The organism is Mesobacillus sp. LC4 (assembly GCF_053543455.1).
In genome coordinates this window covers 293115-305664 of record NZ_JBGCUB010000001.1, presented here as the reverse complement: position 1 = coordinate 305664, position 12550 = coordinate 293115, and the positions used below count along the sequence as shown (strand labels likewise).

Annotated in this window: 15 protein-coding genes; 3 read left to right on the top strand and 12 right to left on the bottom strand. The window is 42.4% G+C overall.

Annotated elements, in window-relative coordinates:
* Positions 1-138: 138 nt before the first annotated feature.
* The gene (locus AB5I83_RS01485; protein ID WP_448972309.1) at positions 139-1599 is read right to left on the bottom strand and encodes a spore germination protein; all 1461 of its coding nucleotides are present in this window, start codon (positions 1597-1599) and stop codon (positions 139-141) included.
* A 261-nt stretch (positions 1600-1860) separates the two neighbouring features.
* Between AB5I83_RS01485 and AB5I83_RS01480 the strand changes: the two genes are divergently transcribed.
* Entirely contained in the window at positions 1861-2742 is an 882-nt protein-coding gene (locus AB5I83_RS01480) for a hypothetical protein (protein ID WP_448972308.1), read from the top strand.
* Here the strand turns inward: AB5I83_RS01480 and AB5I83_RS01475 are convergent.
* The 9 genes from AB5I83_RS01475 to AB5I83_RS01435 form a co-directional block, all read right to left on the bottom strand.
* Positions 2714-4261 (bottom strand): rhomboid family intramembrane serine protease, encoded by a 1548-nt coding sequence (locus AB5I83_RS01475; RefSeq protein WP_448972306.1) that lies wholly within the window; start codon positions 4259-4261, stop codon positions 2714-2716. The two genes, AB5I83_RS01480 and AB5I83_RS01475, sit on opposite strands and share 29 nt — an antisense overlap.
* Positions 4262-4399: 138 nt before the next feature.
* Complete coding sequence (locus AB5I83_RS01470; RefSeq protein ID WP_448972304.1) at positions 4400-4597, bottom strand: hypothetical protein; 198 nt, start codon at positions 4595-4597, stop codon at positions 4400-4402.
* 155 nt (positions 4598-4752) lie between these two features.
* Positions 4753-5697, bottom strand: a complete 945-nt coding sequence (locus AB5I83_RS01465) for an L-lactate dehydrogenase (RefSeq protein ID WP_448972302.1) — start codon at positions 5695-5697, stop codon at positions 4753-4755.
* A 129-nt stretch (positions 5698-5826) separates the two neighbouring features.
* Positions 5827-6615: a DUF92 domain-containing protein gene (locus AB5I83_RS01460; protein WP_448972300.1), complete on the bottom strand. Its 789-nt coding sequence runs from the start codon at positions 6613-6615 to the stop codon at positions 5827-5829.
* Entirely contained in the window at positions 6605-7174 is a 570-nt protein-coding gene (locus tag AB5I83_RS01455) for a 5-formyltetrahydrofolate cyclo-ligase (RefSeq protein WP_448972298.1), read from the bottom strand. Before AB5I83_RS01455 ends, AB5I83_RS01460 begins: the two co-directional genes overlap by 11 nt.
* Before the next feature lie 158 nt (positions 7175-7332).
* The gene (rpmG, locus tag AB5I83_RS01450) at positions 7333-7482 is read right to left on the bottom strand and encodes a 50S ribosomal protein L33 (RefSeq protein ID WP_084221782.1); all 150 of its coding nucleotides are present in this window, start codon (positions 7480-7482) and stop codon (positions 7333-7335) included.
* A 56-nt stretch (positions 7483-7538) separates the two neighbouring features.
* Positions 7539-8171, bottom strand: coding sequence for a hypothetical protein (locus tag AB5I83_RS01445; protein WP_448972296.1), 633 nt, complete (start codon positions 8169-8171; stop codon positions 7539-7541).
* Positions 8168-9379, bottom strand: a complete 1212-nt coding sequence (locus tag AB5I83_RS01440; protein WP_448972294.1) for a glycosyltransferase family 4 protein — start codon at positions 9377-9379, stop codon at positions 8168-8170. Before AB5I83_RS01440 ends, AB5I83_RS01445 begins: the two co-directional genes overlap by 4 nt.
* Positions 9376-9819, bottom strand: coding sequence for a DUF4912 domain-containing protein (locus tag AB5I83_RS01435; protein ID WP_448972292.1), 444 nt, complete (start codon positions 9817-9819; stop codon positions 9376-9378). Before AB5I83_RS01435 ends, AB5I83_RS01440 begins: the two co-directional genes overlap by 4 nt.
* Before the next feature lie 329 nt (positions 9820-10148).
* On the opposite strand from AB5I83_RS01435, the gene AB5I83_RS01430 reads away from it, so the two are divergent.
* Positions 10149-10523: a hypothetical protein gene (locus AB5I83_RS01430; protein WP_167831563.1), complete on the top strand. Its 375-nt coding sequence runs from the start codon at positions 10149-10151 to the stop codon at positions 10521-10523.
* A complete protein-coding gene (locus AB5I83_RS01425) occupies positions 10520-10996 on the top strand; it encodes a hypothetical protein (RefSeq protein WP_448972290.1) in 477 nt (158 codons plus the stop codon). The genes AB5I83_RS01430 and AB5I83_RS01425 overlap by 4 nt, the downstream gene beginning before the upstream one ends.
* A gap of 74 nt (positions 10997-11070) precedes the next feature.
* Here AB5I83_RS01425 and phoU read toward each other — a convergent pair whose 3' ends face one another.
* Positions 11071-11730 carry a phosphate signaling complex protein PhoU gene (gene phoU, locus AB5I83_RS01420; RefSeq protein WP_167831565.1) on the bottom strand — a complete coding sequence of 220 codons (660 nt, stop codon included), beginning with the start codon at positions 11728-11730 and terminating at the stop codon, positions 11071-11073.
* Between the two features lie 33 nt (positions 11731-11763).
* Positions 11764-12534 (bottom strand): phosphate ABC transporter ATP-binding protein PstB, encoded by a 771-nt coding sequence (pstB, locus tag AB5I83_RS01415; RefSeq protein ID WP_448973856.1) that lies wholly within the window; start codon positions 12532-12534, stop codon positions 11764-11766.
* Between the last annotated feature and the right edge of the window lie 16 nt (positions 12535-12550).

Below are 12550 nucleotides of genomic sequence, written 5' to 3'. Positions count from 1 at the left end.
TCCCTTCATAAGGGTACATTTCTCGCCTAATTGTGCCCTAAGGGGATGAATCCCCCTTCTCGCCTATTTCAGCTCTTTTGTGCATTTAAAAAACACCTGACAATGCTGTCAGGTGTTCAGATTGAGCGCTGCTTTTTTCTATCGATCTGGATCCTGTGGTTTGAGTATTCTTGGCCGCCTGTTCTTTAATGGAATCGGTGACCGTAGGAGCACGTCTCGGAACGCCCTTGGGTTAAATGGAATGAACGGCCACAGGTATGGTACACCGAAGGATTTCATTCTTGCGAGCAAGATGAAGAACAGCAAGACGCCGATCAGGAATCCATAAAGCTGGAATGCCGCAGTCAGCACTAACAAGAATATTCTCACTAGCCGGTTTGCCAGGCTCATTTCATAGCTTGGCGTTGCGAAGGTCCCGATTGCGGCAATGGCAAGATAAAGGATGACCTCATTTGTAAGAAGGCCGACTTCGACCGCCACTTGTCCAATCATCAGAGCAGCGACAAGTCCTAGCGCTGTTGCCAGGGAGGTCGGTGTATGGATGGCGGCCATCCTGAGCACATCGATTCCAATTTCAATCAGGAAAAACTGTAGAAATAAAGGAATTTGTCCTGGATCATTCGGCCCAATAAAGGCCATCTTCTCTGGCAGCAATTCTGGTTTGACTGCGAACAAATACCATAGTGGAAGTAAAAACAGTGATGCCCACACAGCCAGGAACCTTACCATTCGCAGGTAAGCTCCGACTACCGGCTTGTTACGGTACTCCTCAGCATGCTGCAAATGGTGCCAAAAGGTCGTTGGCGTAATCAGGACACTTGGTGATCCATCCACAATGATGCAGACATGCCCTTCATACAGATGTGTGGCCGCGGTATCTGGCCGCTCTGTGTACCTTACTGTGGGAAATGGATTCCAGTGATGGCCAGAGATGAATTCCTCAAGGGTCTTCTCCCCCATCGGCAATCCATCCGTATCTATTTTACTGATAGAGTCCTTTACTTTCTTGACCATATCCGGATCGGCAATATCTTCTATGTAACAGACGACGATATCGGTTTGGGACCTCCTGCCGACCTGCATATACTCCATTCTCAAGGTGCGGTCACGGATTCTCCTTCTTGTAAGGGCGGTATTGAATACCAGTGTCTCCACGAAACCATCTCTCGAACCTCTGACTACTCTTTCTGTATCCGGTTCCTGCGGTCCCCTGACAGGATATGTTCTTGCATCGATCAGAATGATTTCTGCCACGCCATCCACAGCCAGAGCAGTTGGACCAGCGAGTACCATATCCGCAACCTTATCAAGATCATCAGTCGTTTCTACCTCTACATAAGGTATGTACGTCTTGACCAGCTTTTTGAGGGTTTCAACGTCCAGTGCTCCTGGCTCGAGCTTCGCCAGCAATTGCATGATATACAGCAGGATATCATCTTTTACGAAGCCATCCACCAGAAACAATGCCATGTCTCTGCCAGCGTACTCTACATCCAGCTGGATGACATCAAAACTCTTGTCGATTCCAAGTTCTTCTTTCAAAAATTCAATATTCTTTTTTAAGCTTTCATGTACGGGATGCTTTGGTTTTTCTGCCATCTCTATTCAAACACCTTTCATTAAGGCTCTTTTACAAACTTTTCCCATTTATTTTTCGTTCACTTGGAACAGGATTGAATTGAAATGAGTATCCTTCTATGCAGGAATCACCTTTACCATTCATACAGGCCAATATTTTCCTGTCCACTTCTTTCACCATCTTAGACAAATAAAGAGAAAATCATACTTCATTGCATGTGTTAAGGACAAGTATCATATAGTGGTTATACCGACTCCTGATAATTTGAAAAGGGTGAGCTGATGAAAAAGTATTTATTTTTGGGTATTAGTGCACTGGCTATAGCCGTCTCAGCTTTGATGATCCAGCTTCAGAATATAAACAGTACGGAGGAGACGATCACTTTTTTTCCATTGAATGAAGCAGTAAAGTACAAAAGTGCAATCACATCGTTACATTTGCAAAAAGATAAAAAGGATAATAAACATATTGTTGATTGGAAGGTACAGTCAACATTGGACCAGAAAGCATACTTGAGACAGGATATGGGTCTCTTGTTTGTTAACGGCCTTTTGAAAGGGAAGTTTGCCAAGTGGGAGGAAGAGACTGCAGGTGTAGAGCAGCAAGACTTCATATCAAGCGGGGAAAGTGCAAAATATGACGCCATCACTTTTCATTATTCAGAACTTCATGGGGACGGGGACAAAATCACAAGCGCGCAAAGAATGTCTGATGACATGCTGTATGTGATTGATTCTCCTTTCAGCCCACTCCAGTCTTTTTCGGTCGCCAAAAGCAAACAGGAGAAAGAATGGAAAAAGGTACTGGATCAGAGTGTAAGCAACAAACTAAGTAAAAGTCTGAAAAAGGCTGAAAAAACGTTTGGGTTTAGGATCGAGAATTATATTGTAGTCCCCCTCGATACAATCAGACAGTATGAGGACCAGCCTCTAAATGGATTTACACAAAAGGATACAGCCAATATTATTGGAAAGCTATGGGAGGGGCTATATAAGAATTATTATCTGGGCATAAAAAAAGGCGATGGCACTGTCGTAGACCCGATTGACAGTACCATGCCTTTGATTCTGGTATCAAAAGATAAAAGCCATCTACTAGTTGTGACACAAACTGGTGCTGGAGAGAGCATCGTGCTCAAGCAGCTTCTTCAAGGTAGTGATTGATCTGCTCAAGTGTTTTGCGGTAGCTTTCCTGCCCAGGGTTTAATTCTACTGCCTTTTCTGCATAGGTTTGGGCTTCCTCCAGGCTTTTTTCATCTAAATATATTAACGCGAGATTATAATAAGCTTCGTGAAAATCCGGAGCCAATTCAACTACCTTAAGTAGATTCCTTTTTGCGTCTTCAAGCCTGCCAAGCTTGATTTCAGTATAAGAAAGCATAAATAATGATTCGGCCGAAAGTGTCTCCGACTTGCGATAGTCTGACAGCAGATCATTAGCCTGTTCATACTCTTCCGCTTTAATATGCTGTTGGGCAAGCACCAAGATCGAACTTTCATCCACTATATTGGCCTTGCCGCTAAAGCCATATTGCAATGTTAAAGCTATTGCTGAAATCGTAACGAATAGAAAGGCGGTTTGCAGCAATGGCCGTTTCTTTTTAGGGAGGTGGAAAATGCCTGCTGAGACGAATCCGCCAACAAGTCCTCCAATATGTCCTGCATTATCGATCCCAGGAATCGTGAAACCAAAGGCAAGGTTGATGCCAAGCACTACAAGGATATTCAGCCCCAATGTCCTCCAAAACAGCCTTGGCTTCGCAACACCGAAATAAAGCAATGCGCCAAAGCAGCCAAAGATTGCGCCACTCGCCCCAGCCGAAAGGTTAGGACTGAAAATGAAACTGGCCAACACCCCGCTGAAACCAGAAAGGATATAAATAAATAAAAACCTCATGTTCCCGTAAAGCCTTTCAACCATCGTCCCCAAATAATATAAAGCCAGGGTGTTCATAAACAAGTGGAGCAGCCCAATGTGGAGGATAATCGGTGTGAAAAAGCGCCACCATTCTCCCTCTAGAATGAGCGGGTTGAATTTGGCACCGAATTTAATCAAGGTTGATGTATCCGTGCTGCCACCAGCTGCCTCGAGAACGAGAAACATTAATACTTGGATTGCAATGAATATATAGGTAAAAAAAGGCTTCCCATAATTGAAGATGGATTGCTCTTCCTTTGCCCGGCTAACCGCACTGGACAGGGCATTCTTCTTTATGGACTCTACATCATCCTCCGAAAACTCCTCTGCCAGCTCAATCTTTATTTCATCATCGAATCTTTTTTCTATTTTACTTAAAGCATCATATACATTAGATCTTTCCACTAATATGGTATCAACCGTCACCTTGCCGTTATCCGAGAGAGCTGGTTCATCAATCCTGAATTCATAATCATCCACAGGTGGATAGGCGCTAAAGTAAAGGTTTAGAATCTTCAACTCTCCTTTAGCGAGCTTCCTGCGGATTCTGTCTCCATTCTCAGAAGTCATTTTGATATCACGATGGAGCCAGTTGCTCCAATCAAGATTATAGTGCAACAGGCGAACTACCTGCGAATGCTTGTTTTCTGTCTTTTCCAGCCACAACTCCCCATGGTCCTGCGATAGCTGGAGGATACGATACTCCTTTTTCACAATCAGGAATTCCGTGACCTTCCAAAACAAATACTCTTCCAAAAAAGCCAACTTCTCCCCTACTTTCCTGCTCCGGTCCCTGCCGTTAATATGTATCTTGTTTTTCCTCTATAAAATGATTATAAACTAAAGCTCCGTCTTCAAGATATCATGAACGCTTTAAAACAGAAAAAGACCTGACAAGGTCTTTTACTGAAACTCTGAAGGTCCTGAGAATAATGAATTCATCATTTTGATTCTGATACCTGGCATCCCCATGATTGAACCCACAGCCACTCGGCGTAAAAACCTGTTGCCAAGAAGCATATTCATGAGCCTGTACCTATTTTCAATAACAAAGTAGCCAGCCAGTCCAAGCATAAAGATCGAGACCATTTTCCTTGCCATATTAATCCCTCCCTTTTTATTTTGGTATTTAATCCAACTTTTTATCCACTCAACTTTTAAGATTACTTGCAAAAGATGCATATATAATAGAAGAAAGCGGTTACAAAATTGCAAAATAAAAGGGCTGCATTGATCAGCAGCCCATCCATCCATACTTATATGATGGAATCCATTACTTTTCTCAATACTCCCACAGAATGGTCAAACTTCTGTTGTTCATCTTCATCAAGGGAAAGCTCAACAATTTCCCTGATTCCGTTGCGGTTAACGATAGCTGGCACCCCGATATAGATATCTTCATGGCCATATTCGCCGCTTAGTTGGGCTGAAACGGTCAAAATAGAGTTTTCATCCTGAAGGATCGCCTTGGTCAAGCGGACAAGACCCATGGCAATTCCATAATAGGTAGCTCCTTTACGCTGGATGATATGATAGGCAGCATCACGTACATTGGTGAAAATCTCCTCTAGATCATCATGCTTATAATGTTCCTGATCTTTCATCATTTTTGCGATTGGCTTGCCGCCTATATCAGCATGACTCCAAACAGGCAATTCCGTATCTCCGTGTTCTCCAATGATATAGGCATGGACATTCCTGGTATCGACTTTGAAATAGTCTCCCAGCAAGAATCGGAATCTTGCTGTATCCAGAATCGTCCCCGAACCGATGACACGTTCCTTTGGCAGGCCGGAGTATTTCCAGACAGCATATGTTAGGATATCAACCGGGTTTGTTGCCACTAGGAAAATCCCATCAAAACCGCTTGCCATGATTTCATCAACAATACTCTTAAAAATTCTTGAGTTTTTTTCCACAAGATCAAGCCTTGTTTCACCAGGTTTTTGATTGGCACCTGCGCAAAGGACAACCAAGTCTGCATCCTTGCAATCAGCATAGGAGCCAAACCATATTTTCGTCTGGGAAGGAGCGAATGCCATTCCATGGTTTAAGTCCATCGCGTCTCCTTCAGACTTTTCCTTGTTGAGGTCGACAAGCACTAATTCTTCAGTTACTCCCTGATTGACCATCGCAAATGCATAACTCGAACCAACAAAGCCTGTTCCAACAAGGACAACACGATTCACGTGATTTTTCATCTAGGATCCCACCTTGCATAATTATTTGTTAATTTGATTGTACTTTTTCTTCTCATCTGAATATATAACTTTTCTTCCTTAGTAAACGTTATCATTATAAACATTTTGTTACATTTCAATTCGGCTGGTTTAAAACAGGTTATATAATGACATTCCCAACATAGCCACTGTGAAACATGAGATGAAATTCACAGCGTCGTTGTTCATTCTGCTAAAACCTGAAACCTGCTTGGTTGGCATGGAGCAATGGGTTAATTTTTCAGTAAGAACATTACATCGAACGCATTTGAATTCGGATTGAATATAGGCACCAAGCAATGTGTCTACCAACGACCCTGAGAATCCGAAAATAAACACAAATAAAGCCCGACCAGGAGCCCAGTCGAAAAGTAACAAAGCGGTTAAAGCAATCAACAAGGAACCTGCTGCTGAAGCTGCCGTGCCAAAACCAGAAACCGCACCTGAGGTTCCCCGTGGCACCCTTATAAATGATTTAATTGATATTGGCTGCTGTTTGCTCAAAACACCAAGTTCAGAGGCCCATGTATCTGCATTGGCACTGGCAAGGGAGATGGCAAGTACAAGTAGCCAAACCGGATCAGGTGAAATAAAATTGGCCACACCTGCAAACGCTGCGGTTCCACCATTTGCAGCTACCTGGGCCCAATCCCTCGCTGAACCTTTTTCATGTATTTCTCCCAGCTGTTCCTTCACTTTACTTTTATACCTGGACAGAAGGCTGGAGGTGAGAAAAAAAACTCCCATTAAGGTAAGCCCCTTCAAACCGAATCCTGCCCATACGGACAAACCGGTGAAAAAAGCAGCAAAAGCTCCCGATGGTTTCAATAATTTTAAAAACCCTGAAGCCGCGGAGAATATAGCAATAAACCCAATTACCAACAGCTGGTCAATCCCCAATGATGATGACTCCTTCGCTGCTGACTATTTTTCGTACCGGGATATCATGGCTTTCAACAGGAACTTCTGGAACAATTTGGTTTACGAAAGCCAGAGAAACCGTATTTCCTTGATAGTTTGCCAGAAAACGGTCGTAGTATCCTCCTCCGAACCCGAGCCTGTATCCTTCATTTGAAAAAGCGAGTCCAGGCACAACCACTAAGTCGATTTCATCAGGGTTTATTGACTCCGTTTCGGAGACGATCGGCTCCAATAAACCATAATAGACTGATTCCAGTTCAGAAAATCTCTTCAGTTCCCTGAAGTTTAATTGACGTGTCTTTGGCTCGCATTTTGGGACGACCATCCTTTTCCCCTGTTCCCAGCCTTTCCTGATAATCTGGAATGTATCAACCTCTGGAGCCTTGGAAACCGTAATAGCGATTGTTGAAGCTTCAATCCACTCTTCGGTTTGAAACAACTGTTGTCCAACCCGGTAAGACAGATCTTCATATTCAGGTTTGCCCAGCTCTGCTAGTTTCTCTTTCATGCCCTTTCTCAGGGCTTTTTTTGCATCCATTCATGCTTCCCCCAAACGTTATAGGCTACTTTATGTATTGATTTCTGCACATCTGTATGGACTATATATATATTAACAATACCATTCCTGGAAGCATCGAAGAAATGATTTTTAGATTTTTAGACAAACAAAAAAGCAGCTGGGAAAAATCCCGCTGCTTATTTTGTTTCGCGATGTACTGTTGCGCGCTTATCTCTAGAGCAGTATTTCTTAAGCTCAAGACGATCTGGGTTGTTACGCTTATTTTTTTTAGAAATATAGTTGCGCTCTCCGCATTCTGTGCAAGCTAATGTAATATTTACACGCATGTAATTTCCCTCCAAACTATTCAAGCTAGGTTCGTGCATACGACTTTTCTATAATATCACTTTTTGTCGGGAATTGCTAGTGTGTTTTTTAAAAGCATTGTATTCAGGTGAACTACTGTATTTTTTTCATCCCCTTCAATCATCCAGCAGCTGCTTTTTTGTGTTTCACGAGGGTTCATTTTCAGATCAAGTGAGAACAGACTTGCTGCTGAACCCTTTGCCATTGGCTGATAATTAAGCTTCCCTGTTTTCCGGCAATTCCAAAGCCGTTCAGTGCTCACATTCCATATCGGCTGCACTGTACACTGCTTCATCCTTCCATTGCCATTCACTCCATTTACGAGGTATACCCTCTTATCCGCAAAATGAAAAATCACATTTTCATTTGGTGAAACAAAGCTGAATTGTTCGGTGGCACTTTCTGCATGGCGCTGCATCAAAATCAGCCTCGCTTCTTTTTCCACTTTCGAATGGTTGGTGACATATAGATCGAAAAAATCAACCTTTGAGTGGACATTTGCTTGTTTGATTCGTATCGATAGATCTTCCTGGGGCAGAAGTTTCTCCGTCATATTACCAAGCCAATACACTTTACCATTCACCCAAATGCCTGGACTGAAAATCAGTGGTTTTCTGCTCCGTTCGTAGTTTTCTTCATTGTCGATTTGGAGATAAGCATTCACCTTCATCTAACACCCTCCTTTTGGCAATTTTTTGATAACGCACTTATATATAGTGTATCTGTATCCTTCGCATTTTGTGCCCAGCTGAATTTCTCATTGATGGATTCCTTAGCTCTTCGGCCGATTACTTTAGTCAAGGCTTCATTTTCAAGAATCCATTCTATAATGTGGACAAGACTTTTTTCATTCTCTGGCTGCATATAGAATCCGGTTTGATAATCCTCGATCAATGTTTGCATTCCTCCGGTTTTCGCGACGACAGTCGGGACACCTGCAGCAAGTGCCTCAGCAGCCGCAAGTCCAAATGGCTCATAACTGCTTGCAAAAACAGCGAGATCGGCTCTCATCATCATGCTTGTCCGGATATCTTCATTTATGAAGCCAATAAAATGGACAAATCCATCGAGTCCCAGCTCCCTGACCTTTTCCCTGTACCAGTCTAATAGAGGCCCATTACCAGCTATCACAAAACATACTTCCATTTGCTTATGCTTCAACAGGCCTGCAGCAGCAATCAAGGTTTGGAACCCTTTTTCTTTAACAATTCTTCCTAAGGAGAAAATCAGCTTCTTACCTTTTATAAATGGATATAACTCCTCGATATCGAAAGCTGGCTGCTCCACTGTGCCTGAAACTGCCCCATTTGGAATGACAGTAACTTTTTCGATCGGGACTTTGAATAAAGAGATGACCTCAGCTTCCATAAAATCACTGCATACGATGATTTCATCTGCATCATGGCAGAGTTCATTCTCTTTGTTTGCAATAAATTGCTGAAGATCCGAAAAAATACCTTTATTCCGCCCAAACTCCGTACCATGCACTGTTGCAATCAGTGGTATCTCCAATTTTTTGCTCAGAAAAGCTGCTGCAGCTCCCGTCATCCAGTCATGGGTATGAACAAGATCGAATTCAATATGGTTTGCGATATTCAATCCCTCTTGGATGATGGCAACATTCAACCCTGCCATCCAGGAGAGGAAATCGGAATCCTGTTCGTTGATGGGATTTACACGGTGAATGTGAACATTCCCTTGTTTTTCATAGTCTGTGCTATCATTTGGTTTACTCGTGAGAACATGTATTTGCTGATTTCTTTTGGAAAGCTCATCTGACAATGCATGTACATGTCTGGCAAGCCCGCCTATTATATGGGGTGGATATTCCCATGAGAGCATTAAAATAGTTTTTTCTTTATTCTCGATGGCTTTCACTTGTGGATGCTCCCTTCCAGATTCTCATAATAGGTGTAGGTGCTCACCTTACCAACCCACCCGGGTGCAGGTGGCTGAACTGTTGTTAATTGGTTGCTGCCATCCAGAATAATCGAATTGGATTGTAATAATGGCAAAAACGTCTCGAGACTGCGTTTAACTCCCAGCTCAACATAATAATTACCGTTGTGCTTGATTCCCTTGAACATCCAGCTTGACACATCTGGACGAAGAATCACCTCCTGGAGGACTCTTCTGGAACCCTGTTCAAATAAGCGCAGGCTCCTGATAATCTTGTCTTCCGGTATATAAAAGTAATCACCAATGAACTTCACTTTTTCATCCTGCAGCTGCCAGTAAACCAGCAGCTTTCCAGGCGAAAGGCTTCTCGCAACTAACTGATCCTGAAGCTTGTATAATTTATGTTGCCTCTCTGTCACGATGCACCTCCAAATGAACTATTATATGAATAGAAGTGAAAATATATTCGTTAAATTTATGTTAGCATGTTCCTCTGCCCGCTACAATGAACGCAAATTGTCGCAATTTGCAGCTTGCTTGGTATTCTGTGCCGAACTCTCCAATTATTTTTCAGTAGTCTTTTAGGATTACAAATTTGGAGGGGATTCGACAGCCTTTACAACGATTGGAAATCATAATAAGACAAAACTATCATTTTTTTTCAGGAAAAAAATATCAATCGAATTATCCAAACTTGAATGGTAAACTAATTCTATGTGTTCTAATAACAGCTCGGGAGGAATAACAGATGGGCTATATAATCACCAGCCTTTTTGTCCTGGCCGTGCTTCTTTTCGTCATTTCATTCTTTTTAAAGGATCCTTACAAAGAATTGCGAGAAGAAATCGACCAGCTGACAATCCAACAAATCCAGGATCTATACCAAATCAAGAAAAAGCTTAAAGTATTGGAGGAAGAATTGCTTGTTAGTGATACCACTCTGGAAAAGCAATCTTCATTTCATACTGGGAAAAAGCAAATACACGAAATCATTAAAAACCAAGTCTGGTCACTTGCCCAGCAAGGGATGGATATAAATCAAATTGCTAAGCAATCATCTCTCACAAACCAGGAAGTCCAGGAAATCATTAATGAATTTGTTGATAAAGGACAGATCGTATGAATAAACGAACAGCTCAAGCATTCGCATTAGGACTAATTTTTGCAGCGATTTTTCTCTGGGCGGGCAGCAGCGTGATCGCCAAAAAAGAGCCAGAGAAGGAAGTTGGCGTTACAGATGCCAAGAAGATTCTTGAAGAAAAAGGCTATAAAGTGTTGAGCAGCGGCGAATATGCCAAACTTAACGAGAAAAAAGCAGAAGTGGTAAAAGAAGAAAAACCAAAAGAAGAAGCTCCTGCTGAGAAAGCAGAAGAAGTAAAGGAAGAAAAGAAGTTCACCCTCATAATCGCCGGCGGGATGTCACCAGGTGATGTCGCGACCATGCTGGCAAGCCAGGAAATCATCGACGACGAAACAAAATTCGAGCGATTCCTGATTGATCAGGGTTACCATACTAAGGTTCAAATCGGCAAATACGAATTGACCAGCGGCCTGGATTATCACCAGATCGCCAAGATCATCACAAAAAATAGATAATGATGAAGGCCCTCTTTCGGAGGGTCTTTCTTTTAGAATTTAAAAAGGAGCAGGGAATCCCTGCTCCTTCATCCTTATTGATTAAGATCATATCTCTTTCCTTTTACAAGGTAAAAGACATTCTCGGCTATATTCGTTACATGGTCTGCTGATCGTTCAAGATAACGGCTGATAAAGGAAAGCTGAGTGATCTGCGCCAGCTGTTCAGGCTTCGTTTGCGCAAGTTTCAATAGTTCCTTTATTGTTTCTCCATAAAGGTCATCTACCTGGTCATCCATTTGTGCAACCTGCCGCGCCTTTCCCAGATCCTCTTCATTATATGCCTCTAATGACAGTTTAAGCATTTCAAGAGAGATTTGGTGCATTTGCTTAATATGCTCAATTGGCTTTACAAGCGGCTCTTTTCCAATCCTGATCGTCGATTTCGCAATGTTAACGGCGAAGTCTGCCATTCTTTCGATATCTGTCGCAATCTTGATCGCGACAATCAGCCTTCTTAAATCCACAGCTACAGGCTGCTGCTTCGCAATCAAAAGGATAGCAAAGTCATTGATTTCCTCTTCAAGGAGATTCGCTTGGGCATCATCTTCAAGAATTTTCAAAGCAAGTTCAATATCCTTTTTCTCGAGAGCTTCTAATGACTGGTTAAGCGCACTGACCGCAAAGTTACCAAGTTCGAGCAACTTTCCGTGCAGTGTCTTCAGATCTTCATCAAATTTCCCTCTTACTACCATCTATCATCATCCTTCCAAATGAAATAAATTCGATCAACCGAAACGTCCAGTTATATAATCTTCTGTTCTCTTATCCGATGGATTTGAGAAAATCTTATCAGTCTCAGCAAACTCGATGACTTCACCATTCAAGAAGAATGCGGTTTTATCCGAAATACGTGCGGCCTGCTGCATGTTATGTGTAACAATGATGATACTGTAGTCTTTTTTTAGTTCCTGGACAAGTTCTTCAACCTTCAAGGTCGAAATTGGGTCAAGTGCTGACGTTGGTTCGTCCATCAGGATGACATCCGGTTCAATGGCAAGCGCACGGGCGATACAGATACGCTGCTGCTGGCCGCCAGACAGGCCATAGGCATTCTGGTTCAACCGATCTTTTACGTCATCCCAGATGGCAGCCCCTCTTAAGCTTTTTTCAACAATTTCATCTAGAACCTTTTTATCACGGATACCATGAATCTTAGGGCCATATGCGATATTATCATATATGGATTTAGGGAACGGATTTGGCTTTTGGAATACCATTCCTACACTCGTCCTTAAATCTTCAACCTGATAGGATTTTTCAAGGATGTTTCTCCCCCTGTATAAAATCTCACCAGAAATTTTCACAGTCGGAACAAGTTCAACCATTCGGTTCAACGTTTTAATATAGGTTGACTTACCGCAACCAGACGGTCCGATGATGGCTGTTACCTCATTCTCATTGATCGCAAGGTTGATATTTTTCAACGCGTGACCTTCTCCATACCATAGGTTAAGATCCTTTGTTTCATATACAACCTTTTGAGCTTCCTCTTTCATTGTGTTTGTATTTACA

Bases quoted from the DNA above. Each gene is read 5' to 3' on its own strand.
- AB5I83_RS01425 (WP_448972290.1), top strand. From the start codon at position 10,520: ATGAATAAACGAACAGCTCAAGCATTCGCATTAGGACTAATTTTTGCA.
- AB5I83_RS01470 (WP_448972304.1), bottom strand. From the start codon at position 4,597: ATGGCAAGGAAAATGGTCTCGATCTTTATGCTTGGACTGGCTGGCTAC.
- AB5I83_RS01485 (WP_448972309.1), bottom strand. From the start codon at position 1,599: ATGGCAGAAAAACCAAAGCATCCCGTACATGAAAGCTTAAAAAAGAAT.
- AB5I83_RS01430 (WP_167831563.1), top strand. From the start codon at position 10,149: ATGGGCTATATAATCACCAGCCTTTTTGTCCTGGCCGTGCTTCTTTTC.
- AB5I83_RS01455 (WP_448972298.1), bottom strand. From the start codon at position 7,174: ATGGATGCAAAAAAAGCCCTGAGAAAGGGCATGAAAGAGAAACTAGCA.
- rpmG (WP_084221782.1), bottom strand. From the start codon at position 7,482: ATGCGTGTAAATATTACATTAGCTTGCACAGAATGCGGAGAGCGCAAC.
- AB5I83_RS01465 (WP_448972302.1), bottom strand. From the start codon at position 5,697: ATGAAAAATCACGTGAATCGTGTTGTCCTTGTTGGAACAGGCTTTGTT.
- AB5I83_RS01445 (WP_448972296.1), bottom strand. From the start codon at position 8,171: ATGAAGGTGAATGCTTATCTCCAAATCGACAATGAAGAAAACTACGAA.
- phoU (WP_167831565.1), bottom strand. From the start codon at position 11,730: ATGGTAGTAAGAGGGAAATTTGATGAAGATCTGAAGACACTGCACGGA.
- pstB (WP_448973856.1), bottom strand. From the start codon at position 12,534: ATGAAAGAGGAAGCTCAAAAGGTTGTATATGAAACAAAGGATCTTAAC.
- AB5I83_RS01480 (WP_448972308.1), top strand. From the start codon at position 1,861: ATGAAAAAGTATTTATTTTTGGGTATTAGTGCACTGGCTATAGCCGTC.